The 26,397-nt window shown below is 77.1% G+C and carries 18 protein-coding genes; 9 read left to right on the forward strand and 9 right to left on the reverse strand.

Annotated features, from left to right (window positions below):
- Positions 1-35: 35 nt before the first annotated feature.
- Together ACH5AR_RS23245 and ACH5AR_RS23250 are read right to left on the reverse strand one after the other, a co-directional pair.
- A complete protein-coding gene (locus tag ACH5AR_RS23245) occupies positions 36-872 on the reverse strand; it encodes an SDR family NAD(P)-dependent oxidoreductase (protein WP_396303382.1) in 837 nt (278 codons plus the stop codon).
- A 216-nt stretch (positions 873-1,088) separates the two neighbouring features.
- Positions 1,089-1,775 carry a DUF6308 family protein gene (locus ACH5AR_RS23250; RefSeq protein ID WP_396303383.1) on the reverse strand — a complete coding sequence of 229 codons (687 nt, stop codon included), beginning with the start codon at positions 1,773-1,775 and terminating at the stop codon, positions 1,089-1,091.
- 232 nt (positions 1,776-2,007) lie between these two features.
- Between ACH5AR_RS23250 and ACH5AR_RS23255 the strand changes: the two genes are divergently transcribed.
- Complete coding sequence (locus ACH5AR_RS23255) at positions 2,008-4,317, forward strand: hypothetical protein (protein ID WP_396303384.1); 2,310 nt, start codon at positions 2,008-2,010, stop codon at positions 4,315-4,317.
- Between the two features lie 176 nt (positions 4,318-4,493).
- A complete protein-coding gene (locus ACH5AR_RS23260) occupies positions 4,494-5,699 on the forward strand; it encodes a hypothetical protein (RefSeq protein ID WP_396303385.1) in 1,206 nt (401 codons plus the stop codon).
- Between the two features lie 163 nt (positions 5,700-5,862).
- Here the strand turns inward: ACH5AR_RS23260 and ACH5AR_RS23265 are convergent, their stop codons facing one another.
- Positions 5,863-6,930, reverse strand: coding sequence for a hypothetical protein (locus ACH5AR_RS23265; RefSeq protein ID WP_396303386.1), 1,068 nt, complete (start codon positions 6,928-6,930; stop codon positions 5,863-5,865).
- 276 nt (positions 6,931-7,206) lie between these two features.
- Here ACH5AR_RS23265 and ACH5AR_RS23270 point away from each other — a divergent pair, with 276 nt between their 5' ends.
- Positions 7,207-7,578 (forward strand): hypothetical protein, encoded by a 372-nt coding sequence (locus ACH5AR_RS23270; RefSeq protein WP_396303387.1) that lies wholly within the window; start codon positions 7,207-7,209, stop codon positions 7,576-7,578.
- 279 nt (positions 7,579-7,857) lie between these two features.
- A complete protein-coding gene (locus tag ACH5AR_RS23275) occupies positions 7,858-8,496 on the forward strand; it encodes a sigma-70 family RNA polymerase sigma factor (protein WP_396303388.1) in 639 nt (212 codons plus the stop codon).
- Positions 8,497-8,647: 151 nt separating this feature from the next.
- Here the strand turns inward: ACH5AR_RS23275 and ACH5AR_RS23280 are convergent, their stop codons facing one another.
- On the reverse strand, positions 8,648-11,509 hold the full coding sequence (locus tag ACH5AR_RS23280) for a BTAD domain-containing putative transcriptional regulator (RefSeq protein ID WP_396303389.1): 2,862 nt from the start codon (positions 11,507-11,509) through the stop codon (positions 8,648-8,650).
- A gap of 382 nt (positions 11,510-11,891) precedes the next feature.
- Between ACH5AR_RS23280 and ACH5AR_RS23285 the strand changes: the two genes are divergently transcribed.
- Complete coding sequence (locus ACH5AR_RS23285; RefSeq protein ID WP_396303390.1) at positions 11,892-14,549, forward strand: BTAD domain-containing putative transcriptional regulator; 2,658 nt, start codon at positions 11,892-11,894, stop codon at positions 14,547-14,549.
- Between the two features lie 287 nt (positions 14,550-14,836).
- On the forward strand, positions 14,837-17,194 hold the full coding sequence (locus ACH5AR_RS23290; protein ID WP_396303391.1) for an ATP-binding protein: 2,358 nt from the start codon (positions 14,837-14,839) through the stop codon (positions 17,192-17,194).
- A 161-nt stretch (positions 17,195-17,355) separates the two neighbouring features.
- Here ACH5AR_RS23290 and ACH5AR_RS23295 read toward each other — a convergent pair whose 3' ends face one another.
- Positions 17,356-18,636, reverse strand: a complete 1,281-nt coding sequence (locus tag ACH5AR_RS23295; protein ID WP_396303392.1) for a serine hydrolase domain-containing protein — start codon at positions 18,634-18,636, stop codon at positions 17,356-17,358.
- A 303-nt stretch (positions 18,637-18,939) separates the two neighbouring features.
- On the opposite strand from ACH5AR_RS23295, the gene ACH5AR_RS23300 reads away from it, so the two are divergent.
- Positions 18,940-19,818, forward strand: a complete 879-nt coding sequence (locus ACH5AR_RS23300; protein WP_396303444.1) for an alkaline phosphatase family protein — start codon at positions 18,940-18,942, stop codon at positions 19,816-19,818.
- 10 nt (positions 19,819-19,828) lie between these two features.
- Here ACH5AR_RS23300 and ACH5AR_RS23305 read toward each other — a convergent pair whose 3' ends face one another.
- The gene (locus tag ACH5AR_RS23305) at positions 19,829-21,166 is read right to left on the reverse strand and encodes an MFS transporter (RefSeq protein WP_396303393.1); all 1,338 of its coding nucleotides are present in this window, start codon (positions 21,164-21,166) and stop codon (positions 19,829-19,831) included.
- An 84-nt stretch (positions 21,167-21,250) separates the two neighbouring features.
- On the opposite strand from ACH5AR_RS23305, the gene ACH5AR_RS23310 reads away from it, so the two are divergent.
- Complete coding sequence (locus tag ACH5AR_RS23310) at positions 21,251-21,778, forward strand: MarR family winged helix-turn-helix transcriptional regulator (RefSeq protein ID WP_396303394.1); 528 nt, start codon at positions 21,251-21,253, stop codon at positions 21,776-21,778.
- A 665-nt stretch (positions 21,779-22,443) separates the two neighbouring features.
- Here ACH5AR_RS23310 and ACH5AR_RS23315 read toward each other — a convergent pair.
- Complete coding sequence (locus tag ACH5AR_RS23315; RefSeq protein WP_396303395.1) at positions 22,444-23,565, reverse strand: trypsin-like serine peptidase; 1,122 nt, start codon at positions 23,563-23,565, stop codon at positions 22,444-22,446.
- Positions 23,566-23,903: 338 nt separating this feature from the next.
- Entirely contained in the window at positions 23,904-24,386 is a 483-nt protein-coding gene (locus ACH5AR_RS23320; RefSeq protein WP_396303396.1) for a DUF1348 family protein, read from the reverse strand.
- Between the two features lie 101 nt (positions 24,387-24,487).
- On the opposite strand from ACH5AR_RS23320, the gene ACH5AR_RS23325 reads away from it, so the two are divergent.
- A complete protein-coding gene (locus ACH5AR_RS23325) occupies positions 24,488-25,054 on the forward strand; it encodes a TetR/AcrR family transcriptional regulator (protein ID WP_396303397.1) in 567 nt (188 codons plus the stop codon).
- Positions 25,055-25,069: 15 nt separating this feature from the next.
- On the opposite strand, the gene ACH5AR_RS23330 is transcribed toward ACH5AR_RS23325, so the two are convergent.
- Complete coding sequence (locus tag ACH5AR_RS23330; RefSeq protein ID WP_396303398.1) at positions 25,070-26,251, reverse strand: hypothetical protein; 1,182 nt, start codon at positions 26,249-26,251, stop codon at positions 25,070-25,072.
- Positions 26,252-26,397 lie beyond the last annotated feature (146 nt).

The following is a 26,397-nucleotide window of genomic DNA, read 5'->3' on the forward strand; positions in this document are numbered from 1 at the left end:
GCCGGGATCCGCGGTCGGGACCCGGCCGCAGGGGGTCAGCGGGCCTCGGCGTACGGCGGCAGCACCTGGTTCACCGGGTCGACGCCGCCGAGGATCATCTGCACCGACGGGTCGGGGCCGTGCCGGTCGTCGGTGTCCCGCAGGGCCTGCTCGATCTCGCGGTGCAGCTCGGCGACGATCGGCGCGAAGTCGGGGTGGGTGGGAATCACGAACCGTCCGGCCTCCATCGCCTCGACCACCTGCTCGCCGACACGGTCCGGGTCCGCGCCGACCGGATGTCCGCCCGCCGCCGTCATGCCGGTGGACACGGTGCCCGGGCACAGCACGGAGACACGGACGCCGGTGTCCCGCAGCTCCTCGCGCAGGGCCAGCGACAGGCCGACGCTGGCGAACTTCGAAGCCGAGTACGCGCCCACCCCCGGCACCGGCATGAGACCGCCCATCGACGCCGTGTTAAGGATGTGCGCCCGCCCGCCCCGTTCCAGGAAGCGCGGCAGGAAAACCGACGTGCCCAGGAACTGGCCGTCGACGTTCACCCTGAAGTGGCGGCGCCAGTCCTCGAACGTCGTGTCGACCAAGGGCGCGGCGCTGATGACGCCCGCGTTGTTGACCAGGATCGAGACCGGCCCGAGGGCGGCCTCGGCGCGATCGGCGGCATCCTTCCAGCGGTCCTCGACGCTGACGTCGAGCTCGATCGCGACCACCGACCCCTCGGCCGCGCCGAGTTCCGCGACGGCCGCCGCGAGCTTGTCCCCGTCCAGATCGACGAGGGTGACCCGGGCGCCGCGGGCGACGAGCGCCCGCGCGATCCCCAGGCCGATGCCTGATGCCGCTCCGGTCACGAAGGCGGTCTCTCCACTGGGCCAGGTCATGGCGGCTCCCAACTGCAAGGGGCGAGTAGTGCGTGCACCGACCACGATCACCCCCGGCGGCGGGTCCGCGGGACCGCCGATTGCGGCGGATTACGGACGATCCACCCGACAATCGCGCGACCGACAAGAACAAGGCCGACCACCGGCGCACGGCACGCAATTCGAAAGCTGGGGACAAACCGGCGGCGACCACAGCGACAAGTGGGGCCGCCCTAGCTAGCCGGAGGCGGCGGGTGCGGCCTCGCCCTGGTGCATCCAGGCGATGACGTCCAGGACGCGGAGCACGCCGATGTCCTCGCCGATGCCGGCCTGCGCGCGGAGCTCCGCCAGCCGGGCGCGGAACGCCCCGCCGTCGGCGCGCAGGGCCTCGGCCAGCGCGGACCAGAAGGTGGTGTCCACGGCCGGCCGCCGGAACAGGGCCTTCACCCGGGCGTCGTAGACAGGGACCAGGTGCGGTCGCTTGCGGGCCAGCAGCTTGCCGGCGACCACGGTGCCGACGCCCTCCGGCTTGCCCGGGCGGGTGCGGTGCGGGTCGGCCAGCCGGTCCCACAGCTCGGCGGCCGGGCCGCCGGGGGCGATCAGCGGGGCGCTGGCCGGGTCCTCCAGCCGGGCGTCGCGGGGGATCGCGGACAGCAGGCGGTGCCAGTGCCCGTCGGGGTCGGTGAGCAGGTCGACGGCCCCGCGCGGCCGGACCGAGACGCTCAGCATGGTGACCGCGACCAGGTCGTCGGCGGTGAAGGCGTCCGCCGTCTCCGGGCGGTCGCCGCCGCCGGCGAGCCGCTCGAAGTGGGCGCCGGTGTAGGCCGGGCCGCCCCGTGCCCGCCGGCCGGTGAAGTAGGCGCGCAGCAGCCGGACCGACGTCGGCCCGTCGGCGTACACCGGGGGGATCCACAGTGCCGTCATGAGAGCCCCCTCGCCCCGGTCCGCGCCGCAGGGGCCAGTGTGGCAGAGGGGGCGACGGGCAGGGGGAACGGGGTCGGGGGCTCGGAGCCCGGGTGAACCGGGCCGGTGCCGGGGGCCGTAGGACCGGAGTGGGCGCGCACAGCGGGTGCGCCCGTGAGCAGCGGACGTGTCCGCGAGAAGCGGGGAGGAACGGGATGCGGTCCCGACGCGACCGGGTGCGGGCGGAGGCGCGGTGACGGGCGCCGCCACGCTGCGGGCGCTCGGCCCGCACTACGTGATCGCACCGCCCGGCGCGGAGGCGGACGGACTGGCCGAGGCGCTGGCGCCGGTGCGGGCCGAGTCGCGGGCGCTGTTGCTGCTCGCCGCCGCCGCGGACGCGGCGCCCGTCCTGCTCGGCTCCCTGGAGGAGCTCGCCCGGGCCGCGCGCGAGCGGGGCGCGGACGTGCTGGTGCTGGCCGCCTCCGGGCTGGCGGCGGTCGGCCCGGACGGCCGACGGCCAGCCCAACTGCTCGCCCGACGTGCCGGGTTGACGGTCGTCGCGCCCGACACGGTGGTCAGCGTCGAGGCGGACGGCACCCTGCCGGCCGAGGGCGGGACGTGGTGGCGCTGCCGGCCCGGTGGCGGCGCGGAGCCGCTCGGCGGCCGGTGGCCCGCGGCCGCGACCATCACCCCGCTGGCCGGCGGGGCGTTCTGGGTGACCGAGGCGACGGCGGGGCCGGTCCGTCCCGCCGTGCTGGACCGGGCCGTCGCCCCCGGGGACGGGCTGCTGCTGATCGTCGGCGGGCCGGCCGAGCCGCTGCCCAGCAGTACCCAACTGGCCGACGCCGCAGCTCGGTTGCAGGAGACGACGGTGCGGCGGGACCGCCTCACGCTGTGCGCGCCGTGGGCCGCGCCGGTCGAACTCATCGAGATGGCCGCGGTGTTGGCGGCCTCCCTCGGGCAGGACGTGCGGGCGGCGATCGGCGTCCCGGTGGGCACGGCCGGGGCCTCCGGGGCCGGCGTGCGGTACGTCCACCCGGCGGCGGACGGGGGCGAGGGCTGGGAACCGTACCTCACCGAACTGGTCGCCCGCCCGCGCGAACGCACCGTCACCGCCGTCGGCTGGCGGGCCCGCCCCGACCTGCCCGCGGCGCCCGGGCCGGCGCGCTACCCGGCCTTCCCGGGCTGGGAGGTGGAGGCGGTGGCGGCCGGCCTGTGGCTGCGCCCGAGCGCCACGCCGGACCGCGGCCCCCGGCTGCGCCGGCCGGATCCGGCGCGGCCGGTGCTGGTGGTCGGCACGCCGGGGCGGCCGGTTCCGGAGACGCTGTGGGACCACCTCGGCTCCGTGCTGGGCTCGCTCCCGGCCGGGCCGGGCCGGCTCGCGCTCGCGGTGGCGGGGGTGCTGGACGTGGGGTCGGCGGCGGTGGGGCGGTTCTGCGCCCGGCTGTACGGGCTGGACTGGATGGAGCCGGAGGCTGCGGTCGGGGCTGCGGTGGTGCCGGAGCCGGAGCCGGAGCCGGAGCCGGAGCCGGAGCCGGAGCCGGATCCGGAGGCGGTGGCGGTGCCGGAGGCGGCGTCGGAGCCGCAGTCGGTGGCCGCCGACACCGGTGTGGCGGAGGACGCCGAGGAGCCTGACGACGAGCCGACGTCGGCCCCCGATGGTGCTGAGGAGGAGCCCGAGGCGGAGGAGCCGGTGAGCGCGGCTCCGGCCGTCGAGCCCGCGCCTGAGCCCGCGTCCGAGCCCGAGCCCGCGCCTGAGCCCGAGCCTGAGCCCGCGTCCGAGCCCGAGCCCGCGCCTGAGCCCGCGTCCGAGCCCGCGTCCGAGGCGCCGTCGAACCCGGCCCCCGGCACGCCCGCCACCGACGGCGCCGCGCTGGCCGCCCGACTCGGCCCCGGCTACCAGCGGCTGGTGCAGCGGGTCGAGGACGTCGCCACCCGGCTGCCGGCCCTGCGCGCCCGGGCGGCGGAGCCCGAGCAGCGTCCGGAACTCGTCGCCGTCCTGCTCCAGCACGGCGATCCCGGCCCGCTGGCCCCGCGCGCCGAACTCCTCGCGGCGGCCCGGTCCGGCGAGCCGGGCCCGTACGGCCCGTACCTGCGCTGCCTCGCCGCCGGTCTGCGGCGGCTGCCCAGCCACTACGGCGGCGTCCTGGTGGCCGGCCCGGCGCCGGCCGGCGACCTCGCCGCGTACACCCCGGGCACGGTGCTGACCGAGCCGGCGCCGGTCACCGGACTGGCGGCACCCGAGGCGGATCTGGGGGAGGACGTCGGGATCGAGTTCGCCATCTGGTCCGTCGGCGGCCACCGCAGTTCGGCGTTCGGCGAGCCGGGCGAGCAGCCGACGGTCATCTTCGCCCCGGGCACCCGGTTCGAGGTGGTCGAGGTCGAGCCGGCCGACCCGGAGGAGGGCCGCCCGGCGCGGGTGCTGCTCCACGAGATCGGCGGCGTCCGGCCGGGGCCGGACCGGCTGCGCACCTGGCTCGCCCGCCGCGACGCCGTCGCCCCCGCCGACCGCGTCCGCCCCGCCGACCCCTCCCGCTACACCCTCGACCTGGGCGCCGGATGACGGTCGGGGCCGGTCGGGGCTGGTGGGAGACGGCGCCACGCGGACCCCGGTGAACCGGTTCGGCTGCGGCGGCCGTGGTTCCCACGGGAGTGTCGTCGGATCACATGGGGATGCAGGTGGATGCGGAGCAGCGCGGCGAACCGTCGCGGAGGTCGGGCGGCTTCCGTCTCCCGGCGGTGAGCTGGGCGTCGGCGGCCGAGGAGGCCGAGAACGCCGTGGAGGCCGAGAACGCCGTGGAGGGCGGGGTGGCGGCCGAGCCGCCGGCGGCTGATCCCGCCTCCGAGACCGGGGCCGGTACGGGGATCGGGCCCGCCCCCCTGCCGGCGCCGGTCACCGCCTCGGCTGCCCCCGAGGCGAAGGCACCCGTCGTCGCGGCCACCGAGCCGCCGGGCGAGGGCGCCGTGCGCCCCGGGCCGCGCCCCGGACGGCTCTCCCGGCCGATGCTCGCCGCGGCCGTCGCCGTCGGCCTGGTGCTGGTCGGCACCTCCCTGGCGGTGACCCGGCTCGGCGGCGACGATCCCGGGCGCGGGCCGGTCGGTGCCGACGCCCCGCCCCACGGCCCCGGCTTCGACGAGCACGGCGGGACCACCGGAGGGGACGCGTCCGACGGGCAGCCCGGCGTGACGGCCCCGCTGCCGGACGCTTCGGTCACACCGACGTCGGGCGGCCGGACGGCACCGGCCCCCACCGGGGCCGACGGCGGCACCGGTACGACGGCCCGTCCGGGCGGCGCGGCCACCCCGTCCGCCGGCGGCACCTCCCGGGGTGGCGCGGCCGGGGGCGCGGGCGGCCCGGCCGGCGGCAGCACCGCCCCGGCCCCCGGAGGGTCCCAGGCAAGCCCGCCGCCGGCCCAGCAGCCCGCGCCCCCGGCCGCCAAGCCGCCGGTACCGGTCACCGTGATCGCGGGCCCGTACTGCGCGAACGGCGGCCAGTACAAGACCAACGGCTGGTTCGACCAGGGCGCCGACGGCTGGCACAACTACTCCGGCGGCTACAGCGGAGACGGCTGCAACGGCACCTACGCCGCGATGCCGATGTCCGGCCAGGCCGACAAGGACGACGGCGGCAACTCGGTGGTCTGGACCTTCACCGTGGACAAGGTCACCAGCTGCACGCTGTCCGTCCACATCCCGTCCAGCGGCGACGTGAAGCAGGTCGGCGGCGCCCCGAGCTACTACACGGTGCAGAGCGGCGGCGGCCAGGTCGGCTCGTTCTCCATCGACCAGACGGCCAGTCGGGGCAGTTGGGTGAACCAGGGGCCGTTCGCCTACCGCGGCCCGATCTCGGTGACGCTGCACAGCCGCGGCCTGGACTGGTCGGGCGGCACCAAGACCCGCGCCCACCATGCGGCCGGCGCCGTCCGCGCCACCTGCACGGCCTGACCGCTCGTCCCCGGCGGACCGCGAGGCCGTCGGTCCCGTCGGGCTCGGCATCCCCGTCGGGCTCGGCATCCCCGTCGGGCTCGGCATCCCCGTCGGGGTCGGCATCCCCCTCGGCGGGCGGCGGCTCAACCCTGCCGGGGCCGCCGCCGCCCGCCCCGGCGGCTCAACCCTGCCGCTCGGCTATCGCGTCGCCGACGAGGGCGGCGAGTTCGAGGTAGTCGAGCCGGGTGCGGGTGCGCAGCCCGGCGGGGTCGGGGTGCGGCAGGGTGAGGGCGTCGCGGCAGCGGGCGCGGAAGTGGGGGAGGAGGTCGCGGTCGGCGATCGGACGCTCGGCGGGCGGGGCGGGGGTGAAGACGGCGGCGGCCCCGTGGACCAGGTCGTGGCGGCCGAGTGCGGTGAGGTGGTCGAGGAGGGCGTCGGCGGTGCGGGCGCCGGTGGCGGAGGCCTGGGCGCGGAGCAGCAGCTGGTCGGCGTGGTCGACGGCGGCGAGCTGGACTCCGGCCGGGGCTCCGGCGGTGTCCGCCAGGATCACCGGGTAGTGGCCGCCGGCCTCGTCGAGGGCCCGCCGCAGGGCGGCCGGGTCCGGTGCCACGGAGCGCAGCACGAGTCGGCCGCCGGTGCGGCACTCGCTCCCGGCGGGCCCGGTGGTGGACAGCACGAGCACCGGCTCGGCCCGGTGTTCGGCGAGCAGGGTGCCGAGGGCGGCGGCGAGCCCGTCGGCGGGGCCGCCGAGGACGGCGATCCGGTGGCAGGCCCGCAGCGGCACCCGGACGCGTTCGAGCAGGCCCCGCCGACGGGCCTCCGCGCTGCCGGGGAGGGTGAGCCGCCGGGGGCGCGGGCGCTCCGGGCCCGGGTGCCGCGCGGGGGGCACGGGCGGTACGGGCGCCGCGGGCGATGCAGGCGCCGCGGGCGGTACGGGCGCCGCGGGCGGTGCAGGGGCCGCGGGCGGTACGGGCGGCACGGGGAGCGGGCCGGGGGCCGTCCGAGCCAGGCCGCCCCAGGCCGGCGGACCCGTCGGCGGGACGGGCGCCGGCGCTGCCGCCGGGGGCGCTGCGAGGGCCGGCTCCCGGCTGAACAGCCGCCGCTCGGCGGGCGGGATGAGCACCGTGCCGAGCGGGTCGAGCGGACCGCGGGGCAGCAGGGCGACGGGCTCGGGCCAGGCTGCGGGGGAGTAGTCGGGTGCGGGCGGCGCGGTGCTGCCCGTGCCCGCGGTGCCGTCGGAGAAAGCCATCGGATGACCTCCTGTTCCAGGGTGCGCCGGAGGGGTGCCTGCGGTCGGCCCGGCCCGTACAGCCGGAAGTACGGCTGAAGGAGCCGTTCCGGTTCATCTGAACCGCCCGTGGTGCAGGGCGCGTTGAGCGGGACAGGGCGCGGGGTGCGCCCGCTGTCGCATCGGGAGGGACCGCATCGGAAAAACCCTCCGCCCGACCGGCTACCGATCGGTACCGTCGTGCGGTGGCACCCGGCGTCCGCCGAGTGCCACCGAGTCGGAAGGAGCGTGAGTCCCGTGAACGGGACGGGGGAGGGCTGCGGCATGGCCGTGGACGGGACGCAGGCGCGGGAGCTCATCGCGGCCCTGGTACGGGCCGGGGCACCGAGCGAGCCCGGGCCGGCCGTGCTGGCGGTGCCCGGAGCGCCGGCGGAGGAGGTGATCGCGGTCGCCCGGCGGCTGGCGCTGCGGGCCGGGCCGCAGCGGCGGTCGCGGCCCGCGCCCGGCCTGCTGGGCGTGGCGCGGGCGCTGGTGGTGGACGAGCACCCGTCCGCCCCGGGATGGGCGGAGGCGGACCGCCGACGGCTGGCGGGCTGGGTCGCGGTGCTGATCGAGAGCCGCGGCGAGGACGGGGTGAAGGAGCTGCTCCGGGCGCTCGCCGAGGGCTGAGCGGGCGGCCGGGCCGCGCTCCGGCCGCGGCGGAAAGAGCCGCAGCTCACGGCCGCTAACGACCGGCCAACAGCCGTCCGCGCCCGCCAACGGTGGCACCCGGGACGGCCCCGGGTGCCCCGGCCGGGGGGCGTTGGCGGATCTTTGGTGCGGACTTGGCGGCCTCCGGCAGTGTGCTGCTGCAGCCACCGCCGGGGATGTCCGGCCGGTGCCCGGCACGCCTGCCCGTGCCGAGTCCCCTGCCCGTGCTGCGCCCCTGCCCGACCTGAGAGGTAGCGCGTGTCGAAGCCGTCCGTCGCCCAGCCCACGTCCGTCACCCCGTCGTCCGAGGGGCCGGCAGCCGCGCCGGCGGACGCCACCGCCCCGGTCCGCCCGACCCTCGACCCCGACGTGCTCGCCGAGATCCACCGGCTGCACGGCGGCTACCTGCTGCGCGCGCTGCTGCGGGCCACCGGCGGCGACCGCGGCAAGGCGGAGGACATCCTCCAGGAGACCCTGCTGCGCGCCTGGCAGCACCCGGAGGCGCTGGCGGCCGGCCCGGAGGCGAGCCGGCCGTGGCTGTTCACCGTCGCTCGGCGGATCGCCATCGACCACTACCGGATGGCCGCAGCGCGTGCCAAGGAGGTGATCGGCGAGCCGGTGGAGGACCGGCCGTCCGCCGACGACCCGTACGAGCGGGTGGTGGTGGCCCGGGACATCGCGCTGGCGCTGCGCCGGGTGCAGAAGCACCACCGCGAGGTGCTGGTCGAACTCCACCTCAAGGACCGCTCGGTGCTGGAGGCCTCGGCCCGGCTGGGCGTGCCGCCGGGGACGGTCAAGTCCCGCAATTTCTACGCGATCCGGGCGCTGCGCCCGGTGCTGGCCGCCGAGCACGGGTACGCCCCGGCGGAGCGCGGGGCCGCCTCGGCCACCGGGTGACGGGGTGTGCGGCAGCCGGCGCTCCCGGCCCGGCCGCCGGGCCGGTGCCTCCCGGCCGGTGCCTCCCGGCTGCGGACTGTCGGCCGGAGCGTCCCGGCCCGAGCCGCCCGGGCCGGCGGACCGGTTTCAGCCGCCCGGGCCGGCCGTCCGGTCAAGCCGTCCGGTCCGGCCGTCCGGTCAAGCCGTCCGCCGGCCTCCGGCCGGTGCGCAGGTCGAACGACTCCTCCAGGCTGGTGGTGAACTCGCTGAGGTAGCCCGCCTGCCGGTCGTGCGCGCGGAAGCGCTCCAGGGCCGTGCGCAGCCGGCCGCGTGCCTCGGCCTCCCGGCCCCGGGACAGCAGGTACGCGGCGTAGGACTGCTCGGCCAGCGCGTGCAGGTACAGCAGCCCGGCCTCCTCGCACGCGGCGAGCAGCCGGTGCCAGGCGAGGTCGGCGGCGTCGTCGCGGACGGTCGGCGCGAGGGCCTGCGCCTCGGTCAGCAGTGACCAGAGGTGGACCTGGGTGACGGGCGTGGCGGGCAGCAGCTCCCGGGCCTCGCGGGACCGGCGCTGGGCGCCCTCCCGGTCCCCGGTGGCCAGGCTCACCCAGCCCTGGTGCACCTTGGCGTCCACCAGCCGGCGGCGGTCCCCGGACTCCAGCGCGAGCGCCGTGGCGGAGGCCGCCAGCCGTTCGGCCTCGGCGGCGTGGCCGAGCATCGCGGTGACCAGCGCCAGCGTGGCGAGCGCCCGTACGCGCGCGGACGCGGCGACGGGCCCCTCGGCGGCCTCGGCCGCCGCGACCGCCCTCCGCGCCGCCTGAGCCGACTCCTGCCGCCGCTCCAGCGCGACCAGGGCCTGCGCCCGGCAGGTGAGCAGCAGCGCGACGGCGAGCGGGTCGCCGCACCGCTCGGCCGCCGCCTGGCCCAGCCGGGCGGTGGCGAGCCAGTCGGTGAAGCGGCTGGCGCCGTAGTACAGCGAGCCGCAGGTCAGCGCGAGCCGCCAGGCCCGCCCCGGATCGGTGTCGGGCGCGGCGACCAGCGCGGCGATGGCCGGCTCCTCGGCGTCGAACCAGTCGAGCGCGCTGCGGATGTCCGCGACGGCCGGCGGCGCCTGCGCCGGGGCGTCGGGCGGGGCGGTGTCCTCCTGGCCGGGGTCGAGGAAGGAGCCGCAGTGCCGCAGGGCCGCGAGGTAGTGGTCGGCCAGGCGCTCGCGGAGCAGCCGCCGGTGCCGTCCGGGCCGTTCGGCGAGCAGTCCGGCGCCGTACAGCCGGACCAGGTCGGTACGGGCGTGGCGGCCGGGGGCGGTGCCGGTGAGCAGGTGGTGGGAGGCCAGTTCGCCGAGCCCCCGGTGGGCGGTGGCGGTGTCGCTGCCGAGCAGCGCGGCGCTCGCCGCGGTGTCCACCTCGCGGCCGGGGTGGGCGGCCAGGACGGTGAGCAGCTCGGCCGCGGGGGCGGAGAGCCGGCGGTGGGTCAGCCGTAGCCGGCCCGCGACGGACAGCGTGCCGTCGGCGTCCAGGACGGCCAGCCTGGTCCGTTCGTCGGCGAGCTCGTCGACCAGCTCGGCGAGCGTCCAGTCCGGCCGGGCGGCCAGCCGGGCCGCGGCGATCCGCAGGGCGAGCGGCAGGTGGTCGCAGAGCCCGGCGAGCCGGGCGGCGGCCTCCGGCTCGGCGCGCAGCCGCTCGGGCGTCAGGGCACGCTCCAGCAGGTGCAGGGCGTCGTCCTCGGGCAGGGCGGACAGCCGCAGCAGGGCGGCTCCCTCCAGGGCGACCAGGCCCTCCAGCGAGCCCCGGCCGGTGACCACGGCGGTGCTCTCCGGCCCGGCGGGCAGCAGGTCGGCGACCTGCTCGGCGTCGGCGGCGTCGTCCAGCAGCACCAGCAGCCGCCGGCCCCGGGTGCGCTCGCGGTAGAGCGCGGCCCGGGCGGCGCGTCCGGCGGGGACGCCGTGCGGCGGCACGCCGAGCGCGCGCAGGAAGCCGGCCAGGACGTCCTCGGGCCGGGCCGGGCCGTCGGGGTCGAGGCCGCGCAGCCCGGCGTGCAGCAGGCCGTCCGGGAAGCGCCGGGCGGCCCGGTGCGCCCAGGCGGTGACCAGCGCGCTCTTGCCGACCCCGGCCGGGCCGACCACCAGCACCGGGCCGTCTCCGGTGCGCCCGGGCCCGCAGGCCCGGTCCAGGCACGCCAGGTCGCTGGTGCGTCCGACGAAGTCCGGGTCGCGGCGCGGCAGTTGGCGCGGGGCCGGCGGGGGCTGCGGCGCCGCCCCGGGAGCCGGGCGGACGGCCGGAGCCGGCGCCGGCTCCGCCGTGCGGTCGTCGGCCAGCACCTCGGCGAGCGCCGCCCGCAGGGCCGGGCCGGGGTTGATGCCCAGCTCCTCGTCCAGCCGCACCCGGGCCTGGTGGTAGGCGGTCAGCGCCTCGGCGGACCGGCCCGCCTGGTGCAGGCAGCGCATCAGGAGCGCCACCAGCTCCTCGCGCAGCCCGTCCCTGCGCACGCCCTGCTCCAGCAGCGGCACGGCGGACGCCCCGGCGCCCTGGCCGAGCCGCAGCCCGGCCCAGCAGAGCAGGGCGGCGGTGCGGGACTGCGTCAGCCGGTCCACCGCGGCGGCGCGCAGCGGGGTGTCCGGCAGGTCGGCCAGCGCGTCGCCGCGCCACAGCCGCAGCGCCTCCTCCAGCAGTGCGACCGCCGCGGTGCCGTCGCCGAGCCCGGCGCGCCGGTCGGCGGTGCCGGCGAGCTCCTCGAAGCGCAGCGCGTCCACCGCGCCGGCGGGCCCGGTCAGCAGGTAGCCGGAGTCCCGGGTGTGCAGCTCGAACGGGGTGTCGGCGAGCACCTTGCGCAGCGCGGCGACGTGCCCCTGCACGGCCGCCCGGGCGCTCGGCGGCGGCTGCTCGTCCCACAGCAGCTCGCACAGCTGGTCCACGGTGACCAGGTGCCCCAGCCGCAGCGCGAGCAGCGCCAGCACGGCCCGCCGCTGCGCGCCCGGGACGCCGGCGAAGCCGTCCGCCCCGACCCGCAGCTCCACCGGCCCGAGCAGCCGAATCCGCACCGGTACCCCCAACTCCCCGCACCACCGCACAGCACCTGAAACCTCCGAACATCCGGAAATCCGGAACATCCGGACGGTCCGGACCACCCGAAACCCCCGAACCACCCCGAAGCGGCCGTCCGGCCTCGGGGTGGAGCAGTGTAGTGCGAGAACATGTCCGGCCAACTCGCCGACCGCCCCCGCCCCCGGTATACGCCTGGGGGGCGCCCGCAGGTTGCACCGGCTGGTGGGAGCGGCCGGTGGCACCTGCGGGCGGGCGGACGGCGGGGCCGTGTCGCACCCGCCGGATACGGTGCCCGCAGCGGGCCCGGCCCGACAAGGGTCCGGTCGGCCCTATCCTCGAACCGGCCGGTAATCGCAGGCGGGGGAGGGGAACGGTCGGGTGCGCATCGATCTGCTCGGGCCGGTGGTGGCGCGGCGGGAGGACGGGACGGCGGTGACGCCCTCGGCGCCCAAACGCCGGGCGCTGCTGAGCGCGCTCGCCCTGCGGCTCAACCGGACGGTCCCCACCGAGGAGCTGATCGAGCTGGTCTGGGAGGGCTGCGCGCCCCCCACCGCACGGGCCGCCCTCCAGGGCCACGTCGCCGCGCTGCGCCAGCTGTTGGACGGCCCCGGGCTGGAACTGGGCACCCGGGGTTCCGGCTACCTGCTGGCCGGCGAGCCCGACCGGGTCGACGTGCTGCGCTTCGAGCGGCTCTGCGGGCAGGCCGGGCTGCTGCTTCCCGAGCCCGCCACCGCGCCGGGGGACCAGCCGGGGGACGCGCCGCCGTCGAAGGAGCCCCCGCAGCAGGACCCGGTGGCCCTGCTGCGCACCGCGCTGGACCTGTGGCGCGGCCCGGCGCTCGACGACTGCGGCTCCGCCCTGCTGCGCGAGCGCACCCTCCCGTACCTGACGGACCTGCGGCTGCGCGCCCTGGAAGGACTGGCCGACGGCCTGCTGCGCACCGGCCGGGGCGGCGAGCTGGCCGCCGAACTCGCCGAGGCGGCCGACGGCCACCCCGAGCGGCAGACGCTGGCCGCCCGGCTGGTGCGCTGCCTGGACCAGGACGGGCGGAGCGCCGAGGCGCGGGAGCGCTACGAGCGGGCGGTGGCCCGGCTCACCCGGCCGCCGGGACCGGAGCTGCGCCGGGCCGGCGAGCAGTCGGGCGCCGGGCCCGCCGCCGACCGCCGGTTCGTCGGCCGCGGCGCGGAGCTCGCCCGGCTGGACGGGGTGCTGCCCGCCGCCCGGGACGGCCGCCCGATCCTCGTCACCGGCCCCGCCGGGGTCGGCAAGACCAGCCTGGTCCGGCAGTGGGCCGCCCGGCGCGGCGAGGAGTCCTTCCCGGACGGCGTCCTCCACGCCGAGCTGCGCGGCTTCGACCCGGACGGGCCGCGCGAACCCGCCGAGGTGCTCGAAGAGCTCCTCACCGCGCTCGGCGTCGCCCCCGGGGCGATGCCCGGCGAGCCCGCGGACCGAGCCCGCCGCTACCGCGAACTGGTCGGCGGCCGGCGGATGCTGGTCGTGCTGGACGACGCCGCCTGCTACGAGCAGCTCGCCCCGCTGCTGCCCGACCCGCCGGCGACCGACAGCGAGCCCGCCCCGGTCACCGTCGTCACCAGCCGCAACCGGCTGCGCCACCTGCTGGTCCGCACCGGCGGCATCCCGGTGCCGCTGGACGTGCTCGGCCCCGACGAGGCCGCCGACCTGCTCGCCCGCACCCTCGGCGCTGACCGCACGGCCGGTGAACCGGAGGCGGTCGCCGAACTCGCCGAGCGCTGCGACCGCCTGCCGCTCGCCCTGCGCCTGGCCGCCGCCCGGCTGGCCGCCCGGCCCGACTGGTCCGTGGCCGACCTCGCCGCCGAGCTGGCCGACGAGCAGACCGGCCTGGCCGCGCTCTCGGGCCCCGGCACCAGCCGCGGCCCGCTCGGCCTCACCGGCGCCCTGGACCTGACGTACCGCGCCCTGGAGCCCGCCGCCGCCCGGCTGTTCACCCTGCTCGGCCTGCACCCCGGCGCGGAGATCGGCGGTGACACCGCCGCCGCCCTCGCCGACCTCCCGCCCGCGGCCACCCGCACCCTGCTGACCCGGCTGGACGCCGTCCACCTGCTGGAGGAGACCAGCCCCGGCCGGTACGCCCGGCGCGAGCTGGTCCGCCGCCACGCCGCCGCCCGGGCCGCCGAACTCACCTGTGACGAGCGCTTCCTGGCCCTCGACCGGCTGATCGCCCACTACCTCGACGTCACCGCCGGCTGGACGGCCGACGGCCCGGTGAGCGACGGCGCGCCGGGCGCGGCGGCCTGGTTCCGCCGCGAGGAGAGCGCCCTGCGCGCGGTGGTGGAATGCGCCGAGCAGAAGGGGCGGCCCACCGCGGCCTGGCAACTCGCCCACCGGGCGGGCTGGTTGTACGAGACGGCCGGTCACGACCGGACGCACTGGCGGGCCGTGGTCGAGGCCGGGCTGCGCGCCGCCCACGCGGACGGGGACGAGGCGGCGGTGGCCCGGCTGGCCACCGACCTCGCCGTCGTGCACGTCGACCGCGGGGCCCACCGCACCGCCGCCGACACCCTGGAGCGGGCCCTCGCCGCCGCCGACCGGACCGGCGACGCGGCGCTGCGCCACCACTGCCGCAGCCGGGTGGCCGCCGCCCTGCTGCGGGCCGGCCGCTACGAGCGGGCGGTGCCGATGCTCGGCGACCTGGTGGCCGCCGCCCGCACCCCGGCCACCGACCACCTGCTGGTCCGCGCGCTCACCGACCTCGCCGACGCGCTGGTCCTGGCCGGGGACCCGGCACCGGCCCTGCGCCACGCCGACGAGGCGGTGCGCGCCGCCACCGCCCGCTCCGGCGGCGCCGAGGCCGTCCTCGCCACCCACAGCCGGGCCCGCGCCCTGCACGCGCTCGGCCGCCGGGACGCCGCGCTCTCCTCGGCCAGGCTCGCCGTGGCCCTGGGCCGCGCCGTCGGCGACCCGGCCCTGGAAGCCCGCTCCCACGGCCTGCTCGCCGACCTGCTCGACGCCCTCGGCCGCACCGCCGAGGGCGCGGAAGTGCGGCGCCTGGCCTAGCTAGCTAGGAGCCGTCCTGGCCACAGCCCGGCCCCCGGGTGGCGGAAAACCGCTGTTCGACCAGCGGAACCACAGGCGGAACTACCGGCGGCCCGCCCCGCGCGGAACCGCCCCCGCCCGGGCGGGCCACCCGGGCACATCCCCTCTGACCTGGGACGATAGCCTGGGGGAGGGCCGAGTAGGCGGAACCTGTCCGCCCGGGCATACTTCTGCCTGGGGCGAACCGCCGGGGGCGACTCCAGGCAGAAGTGCGGAACTGTGCAGGACCGAACGAGTGGGGGCGCGGTATGGCGGCCGGGGGCGGCACGGACACGGAGACGAACGAGTTCAGCCGTCTGCTCGCCGGGCACCGGGTGGCGGCGGGCCTGACCCAGGAGGAACTCGCCGCGGCCGCCGGGGTCAGCCTGCGGGCCCTCGGGGACATGGAACGCGGCCGCACCCGCGGGCCGCAGCGGCGCACCGTCCGGGCCCTGGCCGAGGCGCTCGCGCTGGACGGCGCGAAGGCCGAGGCGCTGGACCGGGCCGCCCAGTCGGGGCGCCCGCGCGGGGTGCGGCCGGCCCCGGCCGCGGCGGTGCACCGGCCCCGCCGCTCCGCCCCGCGCGACGCCGGCCCCGCCGCGGACGCGCCGCCCGCCGGGCCCCCGGTCTCCGGGGCGGCCGGCCAGAGCGCCCTCGCGCTGCCCCGCGACATCGCCGACTTCACCGCCCGCGAGGACGCCCTCGCCCTGATCACCCGGCTGGCCGAGGACGAGCGGCCGGCCCACCCGCGCGTGGTGCTGGTCAGCGGCCAGCCCGGCCTCGGCAAGACCTCCTTCGCGCTGCACGCCGCCCACGCCCTGGCCGGGGCCTTCCCGGACGGCCAGCTGTCGCTGGACCTCGGCGGCATGTCCCCGCAGCCGCTGTCCGCCCGGGACGCGCTCGGCCAGGTGCTGCGTGCGCTGGGCGTCGCCGACGCCGCGGTGCCCGCCGGGACGGAGGAGCGGGCCGGCCTCTACCGGGCGCTGGTCCGCGAGCGGCGGCTGGTGCTGGTGCTGGACAACGCCGCGGACGAGAGCCAGGTGCGCCCGCTGCTGCCCGGCTCCGGCCCGGCCGTGACCATCGTGACCAGCCGCAACGTGCTGCCCGGTCTGGAGTCGGTGCACCGGCTGAGCCTGGACGTGCTGTCCCCCGCGGAGTCGGCCGGCCTGCTGGCCCGGATCGCCGGCCGCGAGCGGATCGAGGCCGCCCCCGACGCCACCGCCGAACTGGCCAGGCTCTGCGGCTACCTGCCGCTCGCGCTGCGGATCGCCGGGCAGCGCCTGGTCGCCCGCCCGCAGCAGCCGGTCGCCCACCTGGTGCGCCAGCTCGCCGCCGAGGAGAACCGGCTGGACCTGCTGGAGACCGGCGACCTGGCCGTCCGCCCGGCCTTCGAACTCTCCTACCGGCGGCTGCCCGAGGAGTCCCGACTCGTCCTGCGCCGCTGCGCGTTGACGGCGGGCCAGGACTTCACCGCGGAGATCGCCGCGGCCTACGCGGGCCGGTCGGCGGCCCGCACCGAGCTGGTGCTGGAGCAGCTCGTCGACGCCGGACTGATGCAGGCGGCCACCCCGGACCGCTACCGCCTGCACGACCTGGTGCGGCTCTACGCGGGCGAGCGGCTGGCCGCGGACGAGACGGCCCGGGAGCTGGAGGAGGCCCGCACCCGGGCCGGCCGCTGGATCCTCGGCCGGGCCGCCGAATACGGCCTGCGCTTCGATCCCGACCACGCCACGGACGGGGCCGGCGCCGGCGCCACCGCGCCCGCGCACCTCACCGAGGCCGCCGCCTGGCTGGAGTACGAGCACCCGGAGTGGCTGGCCGCCCTGCACCAGGCGCAGCGGGCCGGCCGCTACCGGGAGGTGGTGGACACCGCCGAGGCGATGCACTGGTTCTCCGACCGGCTGCTGAGCTGGGGCATCTGGGCCGAGGTGTTCCAGCTGTCGGCGGACGCGGCCCGCGCGATCGGGGACACCCGCATCGAGGCGGTGCACGTCAACTACCTGGCCTGGACGTACGTCACCTGCCTGCACCGCTACCAGCGCGGCATCGAACTGGCCACCGAGGGGCTGGAACTGGCCCGCGCGGTGGGCGACCGGGAGCAGCAGGGCTGGGCGCTCACCTACCTGGCCTCGGGCCTGCGCTACCTCCAGCGGCACCGCGAGGCGACCGACGCCTTCCACCGGGCGGCGGACGCCTTCGCCGAGGTCGCCAACCGCTCGGCGATGATCGGCCGGCTGGTTACCCTGCGGGGCGCCGCCAACTGCCTGCGGGAGTCGGGCCGGGCGGAGGAGGCGGTGGAGTCGCGCCGGCGGGCCCTGGCCGGGGCGCTGGAGCTGGTGGAGCGCTGGTCCTCACCGCTGATCCACCTGCTGGCGGCCATGACCGCGCACGAACTCGGCCTGGACCGCGCGGCGTTGAAGCGCTGGCCGGCTGCCGAGAAGGCCTACCGGCAGGCCCTGGTGCACTTCGAGGCGGTGGGCCGGCCGGACAGCATGACCAAGACGCTGACCGAGCTGGGCACCGCGCTGATCGAGCAGGGCCGCGCGGAGGAGGCCCGCGAACTGCTCACCGAGGCGCTCACCGACCTGAGCGCGGAGGGGCCCCGCTCGGCGGGTGCGCGGCACTGACCGGTGCGCGGCTCTGCTCGGCGTGCGGCTCTGACCGGTGCGCGGCTCTGCTCGGCGTGCGGCTCTGACCGGCGCGCGGCGCGAGTGCTGACCGGCGCCCGCGGCTGCGGATGCGCCCGCCCCCGGTCGTACCGGGAGCGGGCGCGGGGCGGTGCGGCCGGTCAGATCCGGGTGTCCTCCACCACCGGCAGCGAGTCCACCGGAGCCGGGACGGAGGCGGGCGCCGAGGCCGGGCCGAAGGCCGTCCGCGGGGCGGCGGCAGGCTGCTTGCCGCAGAAGGCCGGCTCCAGGGTGTTCATCAGGCCCTGGGTGACCGCGCCGTTGTTGGAGGCGTTGGCGAAGACCACCACGCTGCGCCGTCCGTCCGGGGTGGTGAAGGACTGGGTGTTGAAGCCCTGCACGATGCCGCCGTGGCCGTACACGTCCCCGCAGGAGAGCGTGATGCGGCGCAGGCCCAGGCCGTAGGAGATCTTCGCGGTGGGCGTGGGCAGGGCGGCGGTCATCTGCCGGAGCGAGTCGTCCGAGACGAGCCCGCCGTTGCTGCCGGCCACCAGCGCGGAGAGGAAGCGGTCGAGGTCCTCGGCGCTGGAGATGACGGCCCCGGCGCTCCACAGCCAGGAGCCGTTCTGCTCGGTGGAGTCCAGCAGCGGCTTGGTGCGGTCGTCGTTGGTGAGGTAGCCGGTGACGTGGGCGCCGCGGATCGCCTGGTCGGGCACCACGAAGGAGGTCCCGCGCAGCCCGAGCGGCCGGATGACGCGCTCGTTCAGCACCTCCGCGAAGGGCTGGCCGGTGAGGTGCTCGACCGCCAGGCCCATCAGCACGAAGTCGGTGTTGGAGTAGGAGTAGCGGCTGCCGGGGGTGTACTGCTGGCCGTGCCGGACCGCCATCGACACCAGGTCGCGCGGCGCGTACACGGTGCTGCGGATGCGTGCCTCGAACGCGGCGGTGGTCTCCTCGCCGGCCTGCTCCAGCAGGTCGTTGGTGTGGTCGTAGACGCCGGCCCGGTGCTCCATCACCTGGCGGCCGGTCATGGTCCAGCCCTCCGGCAGGGTGCCCTCGGGCAGGTACTCGCGCAGCGGCCGGTCGAGGTCGATCAGGCCCTCCTGTGCCAGCTGCATCACGAGAACGGCGGTGAACATCTTGCTGTTGCTGCCGACCCGGAACCTCCACGAGGAGTTCATCGGAGTCCCGTCCTGGTCGGCCAGGCCGACCTCCACCGAGCGGGTCCGGTCGACGGCGCCGTGGTCGCGGATCACCGCGAAGGCGCCCGGGGCGCCGGCCGCCGTGGTGGCCTGGAGCGCGGCGCGCACGCCGGCGAGGTCGGGGGCGGTCGCGGCGGCGGGGTCCTGGCCGGCCGCCGCCGCGGGCAGGGCACCGGTCGCCACCAGGACGGCACCGGCGGCCGCCACCGCGAGCGGACGCAGAAGGCTGCTCTTCGCCATGTTCCTCGTTCTCTCGTCAGCTGACGCGGTGTCGGTCCGCGCCGTTGGATGATCACTATCACCGGATCCGGCGGTCCGTGGCAATGTGAACCGATTCGCCCGCCTTGCGCGTTGTCGGTGGAAGCTGCGGCCCGTCGCACCGTTCGTTTCCCGCTCCGGGGCCAAGGTTTCACCTGTTGGCGCCTCCCGGTGCGGACCCGGGAGCCCCATGCTGTTCGGGCGCTTCGGCGCGTACCCCCTCCCCGAACCCGGCTCGCCGGGCCGTCTCCCACCCAAGGAATTGTCATGACTTCGTCCATGAGGATGCCGAAGCCCCGGTCCCGCCGCACCGCGACCGCGGTCGGCACCGCCGTCGCCCTGGTCGCCGCCTCCGCCGGCCTCTGGGCGGCCACCGCCACCACCGCCCAGGCCGCCGCGCTGCCCACGCCCGACCACATCGTCGTCGTGGTGATGGAGAACCACGCCTACACCCAGGTCATCGGCAGCAGCAGCGCCCCGTACCTCAACAACACCCTCAAGGCGGGCGGTGCCAACCTCACCCAGTCCTTCGGCATCACCCACCCGAGCGAGCCGAACTACTACGCGCTGTTCTCCGGCTCCACCCAGGGCACCGTGGACGACAGCTGCGTGACGGTCGGCGGCTTCCAGGCGGCCAACCTGGCCTCCGAGGTCATCGCCGCCGGAAAGACCTGGGCCAGCTACAACGAGTCCCTGCCCAGCCAGGGCAGCACGGTGTGCAGCAGCGGCAGCTACGCCCAGAAGCACAACCCGTGGTTCGGCTTCGGCAACGTCCCGGTCAGCTCGGCGAAGACCTTCGCGCAGTTCCCGACCGACTACAGCACCCTGCCGAACGTCTCCTTCGTGGTGCCGAACCTCTGCAACGACATGCACGACTGCTCGGTCGGCACCGGCGACACCTGGATCAAGAACAACCTCGGCGCGTACGCGGCCTGGGCGCAGACCCACAACAGCCTGCTCGTCGTCACCTTCGACGAGGACAACAAGCTGTCCGGCAACCGCATCCCGACCCTCGTCTACGGCGCCCACGTCACGCCCGGCAGCAGCAGCGCCACCACCTACAACCACTACAACGTGCTGCGCACCCTGGAGGACCTGGCCGGCACCGCCGGCCACGCGGGCAACGCGGCCTCCGCCGCCGCCATCACCGGCATCTGGAACTGACCGGGGGGGCTCAGGAGCCGACCCCGCTCCGGGGGCACCCCGGGGCCCGTTCCCGTCCTTGTTCCTGGCCCCGGGCCGGCTTCTGATCCCGCGCCAGGCCCCGTCCCCGGGCCGGCGGCCGTGCGGCCCCCGGCCCGGGGACGGCAACGGCCGCGCGCCGGGCGCCGTACCGCCGGACCCCGGGCACCGCCGCGGTGCCCGCGCAGACCGCCGTCACCAGCCCGGCCGCCGCCAGCAGCGGCACCCGCTCGCCCCACGCGTCGGCGGCCAACGGCGCCAGGGCGTAGCCGAGCGGGGCGGCCGCCAGCGAGAGCAGCCAGTCGTACGAGGTGACCCGGGCCAGCGTCCCCGGCGGGAAGGCCTGCTGGACCACCGTCTCCCAGAGCGGGTTGAGGAACCCCAGCCCGGCCATCGCCACCGCCTGCGCGGCGACCACGACCGGCGCCGGGGCCGGGAGGGCGAGCGCGAGCAGCGGCAGCCCGTACAGCGCGAGCGCGAGGTTGCCGGCCAGGACCGGGCGGCGGGGCCGCAGCCGTCCGGCGGCCAGCGAGCCGGCCAGCAGGCCCACCGCGCCCGCCTGGGTCAGCGCGACCCAGGTGCCGTCCCCGCCGAGCCGGGTGGCGGCGGTCAGCGGGCCGAGGGTGAGCAGTACGGCGTTCGCGCCGTTCCACATCCCGTGCGCGATCAGGCTGGTCCAGTACCAGTCCCGGGAGCGCACCTCGCTCCAGCCCGTGACGAGGTCCCGGCGCAGCGAGCGGGGCTCGCCCGGCACGTGCTCGACGCGGAGCCGGGCGAGCAGGGCGGCGCTCAGCGCGAAGGAGGCGCCGTCCAGCACGAACGCCCAGCCCGCGCCGGCGGTGTACACGAGCAGGCCGGCGAGGGCGGGGCCGCCGAGCCGGGCGGCGCCGGTCGCGGTGCCGAGCAGGGCGTTGGCGCGCAGCCGCTCCGGCCCGGCGACGGTCGCCGCGACCAGCGGGGCGGTGGTGGGCATGGCGAAGGCGGAGGCGACGCCGCCGACGGCCGAGGCGACCGCGATGTGCGACAGGCTCGGGCGCCCGCCGAGCAGCTCCAGGCCGACCAGCAGCTGGGCCAGGGCCCGTACCGCGTCGGTGCCGAGGGCGACCAGCCGGGGGTCGAAGCGGTCCCCGACCACCCCGCCGAGCGGCAGGAGGAGCAGCCTGGGCACCATCGCGCAGCCCAGGACCAGGGCGAGCGCGGCAGAGGAGCCCGTTGCGCGGGTGATGGCGATGGCCAGGGCCGCCGGGACGACGGCGTCGCCGAGGGTGGAGACCGTCCGGCCGATGAGGAGCAGGCGGAACCCGCTCGGACGCAGGGGGTGTCGTGTCACGCGCCGCACTGTATTTCGGTGCCGAAATTTTGGCAACGAATATTTTGGTGCCGACGTTTCTGCTGCGGTTTGTAGACTCCTGCCATGGCCGAGCACCTCCCTCCCGAACAGCCCGCCCCTCCCCGCGACTGGACGGACGGCCACGTCGACCGCTGGCAGCCGGTGCTGCCCGACCTCGATCCGGTGATCGAGGCCTCCGTCACCCGGATGTCCCGACTCACCCGCCACCTCGGCCGGGTCCGCGAGCAGGGCGTCGCCGACTACGGCCTGCACAAGCACGAGTTCGACACCCTGCACGTGCTGGCCGGCCGCGGCGGCCACGCCGCCCCCTCCGACCTGCGGGCCGACCTCAACCTCGCCCCGGCCTCGGTCACCGGCCGGCTGGAGGCCCTGGAACGGCGCGGCTTCGTCCTGCGCACGCCGTCCACGGAGGACCGCCGGAAGGTCGACATCGTGCTGACCGAGGCCGGGCGCGCCGCCTGGCGCAAGGCCCTGGACGTGGTGGGCCGGGAGGAGCAGCGCCTGCTGGGCGTGCTCTCCGAGGAGGAGCGGCGCACCCTGGCGGGCCTGCTGCGGAAGGTGATGCTCGCTCAGGAGGGCGAGGGGCTCTGAGGGCGTGTCTGACAATTCTCGCCGGGTGCGCGGCGTCGGGGCACGCACCTCGCCGCGTTGTCGTCGGTCGCCAATGCTCCGCAGTGGCTCCCTCCTCCGCCTTGCGATGCACGCACCCCGACGCCGCGCCCTGGTCCGACGCGAATTGTCAGACACGCCCTAGGGCTCCGGGAGGGCTGCCCGGGGGCCTGCGGCGGTCCTTCCAGCGGCCTTCCGGTGGCCTTCCGGCGGCTGGGGGTCGACCGGTGGCGTCCGCCCCTGGTACCGATGGGGCGTGCGATCCGCACGAGTGCCGGTGCCGGACGGGGTGGGGCGCGGCGCCGGGACGGGCGGGGGCCACCCTGTACCGGCGACCACGCCCTGGCAGGCGTACCGCAACCTGGCGCCGACCATCGAGGGCCCCGGCCACCGGCCTGCATGCGGTACGCCGCCAGGGTCGGCCCGCACCTGGCCCGTACCTGGCGGGGCCCGACGCGCGGCGGCGGGGGCCCGGCTTCGGCGCCCATGAGCACGCCGTCACCGAGGCCCGGGTGCTGTTCCGCTTCCTCGACGGGGGTGGAGTCCTGCCGGACGAGCCGGCGGACGAGCTCCTGGCCGAGCTGCGAGGCCGAGTCGGCGGACGCGGCGGCGAACCCGTCGTCCTCATGGCACCCGGGCCGCTTGGGTCAGACCGGCCGGGTCTGCGCCCAGGCGTGGAGGCGGCGGGCGCCGTCGCCGAGGCGGGTGGCGTACGAGGTGCGGCCCTGGCCGCCCGCGAGCTCCTCGGAGGTGGTGGTGACGCCGACGAGGGTGCCGGTCCCGGTGGCCGGGTCGAAGCCGGTGAAGTGGGGGCCGCCGCTGGCCCCGTGCGACATGTCGCAGGGCTGGCCCCACAGCAGCGGCGCCAGCGGGCCGGGCCGGGACGCTCCGGCGCAGTGGATCATGCGCGAGCCGGTGTAGGTGGCGGAGGGGTCGTTCAGCCGGTCCTTCGGATACCCGAAGGAGTGGACGAACTCGCCCTCGGTGGGCCGGGTGAACGCGATCCGCTGGGCGCCGGTGACGTCCGCGATCCGCCGCCCGTCGGCGGAGCGGTTCGCGACCATCACGCCGGTGTCGTGGCCGGCCGTGGCGATCTGGTCCGAGGTGGTGCCGCGCGGATCGGCGTCCCAGTCGGAGGAGGTGGCCGTCGTCCTGATGCTGAAGCCGCCCAGCGGCTTGGTCCCGTTGCGGTAGCCGGGCACGAAGTAGAGGTTGTGGTGCCAGGTGTCGTCGGCGGTCGGTGCCCCGACGCCGCGCAGGCAGTGCGCCGCCGTGAGGACGGTGCTGCGGTTCGCGCTGTCGACGACCGTCGCGGTGCAGCTGCCGTCGTAGCCGTCGGAGAAGGTGAAGAAGAGCCGGCCGACGCTTCTGGTCACCGCTCCGCCGTGGGTCCACACGGCTCCTGGGTCCGGGGTGTCCGCGGGCAGCGGCCGGGGGTCGTCGGGGGTGTCGTCGTCCTCGGGCACGGGGGTGATCTCGGGGACGAGGGCGCCCGCCAGCTTCATCCGGGTCGGGGTCCAGTAGGCGTCGATCCGCTCGCGCTCCGGCGCGGTGGTGGCGCCGGCGTGCGTCGTGACGGCCTCCCGCACCGGTGCGGTGGCGGCGGTGGCGGCCGTGGCCGGGGTCGGCAGCAGCACCGCCGCGGTGGCCGCACTCAGCAGGAGGGCGGCCACCGCCGCGGGCCGACGGGTCGCCACGCGGTCGGTGGTCGGCGTTCCGGTCGGCGTGGCGGTGGGCGTTCGGGTCGGTGTTCCGGGTGTGTTCGGCATGTCCGGCACGGTAGGCGCCGGACATCAGGCTCCCGTGTGGAACGCGTCTCGGCCGTCCGTCGAAAGGATCAGGTTCCGGTAACGGTCCCCCGGTCCGGTGCCCGGTGCCGGTACCCGGCGGCCGGCCGGCCGTCAGGGACGGGACGACCGCAGCTCCTTGACGGGGAGCCGGGCGTCGGTGCGGCCGAGCCGTCGGCGCCGTGCCGCCGACGCCGCTGGCGCCGCTGACGGCGGGGTCAGCGGTGGCGTGCTGGCGGTCGTCCTCGGGAAGCAGCCCGGCGGCGCGGGGTCCGCGGGGGATGCGCGCCGCGTCACCGCCGTGGAACCGCGCGGCGGGGTCAGAGGCCGAGCTCGGTGAGGCCCGGGTGGTCGTCGGGGCGGCGGCTGCGCGGCCAGTGGAACAGGCGCTCCCCGGAGGTGATCGGCAGGTCGTTGACGGAGGCGTGCCGGTGGGCCATCAGGCCGTTGCGGTCGAACTCCCAGTTCTCGTTGCCGTAGGAGCGGTACCAGCGGCCGTCCTCGTCGTGCCACTCGTAGGCGAACCGCACCGCGATCCGCTCGCCGCCGTACGCCCAGAGCTCCTTGACCAGGCGGTAGTCCAGCTCGCGCTGCCACTTGCGGGTGAGGAACGCGGTGATCTGCTCGCGGCCGGTGAGGAACTCGGAGCGGTTGCGCCAGCGGCTGTCCGGTGTGTAGGCGAGGGCGACGCGTCGCGGGTCGCGGGTGTTCCAGGCGTCCTCGGCGGCCCGGACCTTCCGTCGGGCGGTCTCCTCGGTGAACGGGGGCAGGGGCGGGCGCTGCTCGGTGCCGCTCTCGGGCATGGATGGCTCCTCGGAATGGGCGTTCCGTCGGTGAGAACGATCGTTCTCACTGTGGTGGCTACCATAGGAGAACCATCGTTCTCACGCAAAGGGCAGGGCAGATGGAGCAGGACGACCCGCGGGCCCGGATCCTCGACGCCGCCGAGGAGCTGTTCTACGGGCAGGGCATCCAGGCGGTCGGCATGGACGCCGTCCGGGCCGCCTCCGGAATGACCATGCGCCGCCTCTACCAGCACTTCCCGTCCAAGGGCGAGCTCGTCGAGGCCTACCTGCTGCGCCGCGACGGCCGCTGGCGGGCGAACCTCGCCGTGTACGTGTCGCGCACCGACGGCTCCCCGCGGGACCAGTTGCTCGCGGTCTTCGACTGGCTCGGCGCCTGGTTCGCCGAACCCGGGTTCCGGGGCTGCGCCTTCGTCAACTCGCTCGGCGAGCTGGGCGCCGTCAGCCCCGGGGTGGTGGCCGCCGCCCGGCACCACAAGGCGGAGTTCGGCGGCTACCTCGCGGGCCTGGCCGAGGCCGCCGGAGCCCCGCCCGCCACCGCCGTCCACCTGGCCCTGCTGGCCGAGGGGGCGATCACCAGCGCGGCCGTCCACGGTGATCCGACCGCCGCCGCCGACGCCCGGGAGGCCGCCCGGCTGCTGCTGGAGGCGGCGCCGGCGGCTCGCTAGCCGGCGCCGCGCTGCCTACGGCTTCCAGCGCATGGAGAACGGCAGGCCGTAGTGGGCGAGGCCGCGCAGGAGGAGCGAACCCGTGACGATCCCGGTGTTGCTGACGGCGGACGGCATGGCGTAGGGGAAGTCCGGCGACCACGGCGGCAGTGCGCTGACGGACCCGTCCGGGGCCCAGAGCTGGGCGTAGAGCTGGGCGCGGGCCGGCGGCGGGTCGCTGGTGTACCCGACGACGGTGCCCTGGTCGTTGATCCCGGTCGCGTGGCTCGCGAGCGCGGTCGGCTGGAGCGGTCGCGGCGTGCCGTCGGCGTCCCAGCGTGCGGCCTGCCCGTTCTGGTCGCCCACCACCGTGCCCGCGTTGTTCACGGCTGTCGCCGTCGTGGCCGGGCCCAGGTCGGCGACGGTGCCGGAGGCGTTCCAGACGACCGCGTGGTTCGGTCCGGACGAGTCGCTCGCCCAGCCGATCCCGATGCCGGTGTCGGTGATGCGGGTCGCGCCGCCGCGTGTGAGGCCCGCCGGTAGGCCGAGGGCGGTGACCGCCCCGTCGGCGCCCCAGACGGCCGCCCGCGGGGAGCTGACGTCACCGGCCGGGTAAGAGTAACCGACCGCGGTGCCCGAGCCGTTGACGGCGACGGCCACGCTCTCGGCGTCGCCCGGCAGTGGCGGCAGGGCGATGGGCGCACCGTTCGGCGGCCACGCCACGGCGTGCTTCGGGGACGCGTTGGAGGAGGTTCCCACCGCGGTGCCGTCGCCGCCGATCGCGGCCGGGGCCGCCGATGTGTCACCGGGCAGCGGAAGCAGTTCGACCGGCGTGCTCGGAGAGGTCCAGCGCACTGCGTGCCCGCCGGAAGTCCCCACCACGACGCAGTCGTTGTTGATCGCGGCGGCCCCCGTACGGCTGTCGCCCGGCAGCGGGACGAGCGTGTTCATGGACCAGTCCGCTTTCCAGAGCAGCAGGGAGATCCGGAACGGCCCGCCACTGCCGTAGTCGCCCACGATGACCTCGGAGACGCTGTCCCCGTTGCTGTTGGTGGCCAGCAGTTCCCGGGAGTACGTGCCCGGTTCGGTGGGGGGTGCCTCGATGGTGAATCCTCCCGGGGAGGGGACGGTGGCGGCCGGCGCCGCCCCCGCGGCGAGGACCGTGGCTGTGGCCGCGGCGACGATCGCGGTGAGTGTGCGAGAGGTGCGCGTGCTCATGGGATGTGCAGCTCCTGTCTCTCGTCGGTGTCACGGGGGCGGCGCGGAGCCGACGGCACGCCGACTGTCCGCCCCGTGTCGCCCACAAGTCTTCACCGGCCCGGCGCGGACGCGCAGCCGGACCGATGATTTGCCCCCGTCCGGTT

The organism is Kitasatospora sp. NPDC018619 (genome assembly GCF_044391605.1).
GTDB lineage: Bacteria > Actinomycetota > Actinomycetes > Streptomycetales > Streptomycetaceae > Kitasatospora.

Excerpts from the sequence above, each read along its gene's own strand:
- ACH5AR_RS23265 (WP_396303386.1), bottom strand. The coding sequence starts at position 6,930 with ATGGCTTTCTCCGACGGCACCGCGGGCACGGGCAGCACCGCGCCGCCC.
- ACH5AR_RS23330 (WP_396303398.1), bottom strand. The coding sequence starts at position 26,251 with ATGAGCACGCGCACCTCTCGCACACTCACCGCGATCGTCGCCGCGGCC.
- ACH5AR_RS23315 (WP_396303395.1), bottom strand. The coding sequence starts at position 23,565 with ATGCCGAACACACCCGGAACACCGACCCGAACGCCCACCGCCACGCCG.
- ACH5AR_RS23320 (WP_396303396.1), bottom strand. The coding sequence starts at position 24,386 with ATGCCCGAGAGCGGCACCGAGCAGCGCCCGCCCCTGCCCCCGTTCACC.
- ACH5AR_RS23310 (WP_396303394.1), top strand. The coding sequence starts at position 21,251 with ATGGCCGAGCACCTCCCTCCCGAACAGCCCGCCCCTCCCCGCGACTGG.
- ACH5AR_RS23295 (WP_396303392.1), bottom strand. The coding sequence starts at position 18,636 with ATGGCGAAGAGCAGCCTTCTGCGTCCGCTCGCGGTGGCGGCCGCCGGT.
- ACH5AR_RS23250 (WP_396303383.1), bottom strand. The coding sequence starts at position 1,775 with ATGACGGCACTGTGGATCCCCCCGGTGTACGCCGACGGGCCGACGTCG.
- ACH5AR_RS23290 (WP_396303391.1), top strand. The coding sequence starts at position 14,837 with ATGGCGGCCGGGGGCGGCACGGACACGGAGACGAACGAGTTCAGCCGT.
- ACH5AR_RS23300 (WP_396303444.1), top strand. The coding sequence starts at position 18,940 with ATGCCGAAGCCCCGGTCCCGCCGCACCGCGACCGCGGTCGGCACCGCC.
- ACH5AR_RS23245 (WP_396303382.1), bottom strand. The coding sequence starts at position 872 with ATGACCTGGCCCAGTGGAGAGACCGCCTTCGTGACCGGAGCGGCATCA.
- ACH5AR_RS23325 (WP_396303397.1), top strand. The coding sequence starts at position 24,488 with ATGGAGCAGGACGACCCGCGGGCCCGGATCCTCGACGCCGCCGAGGAG.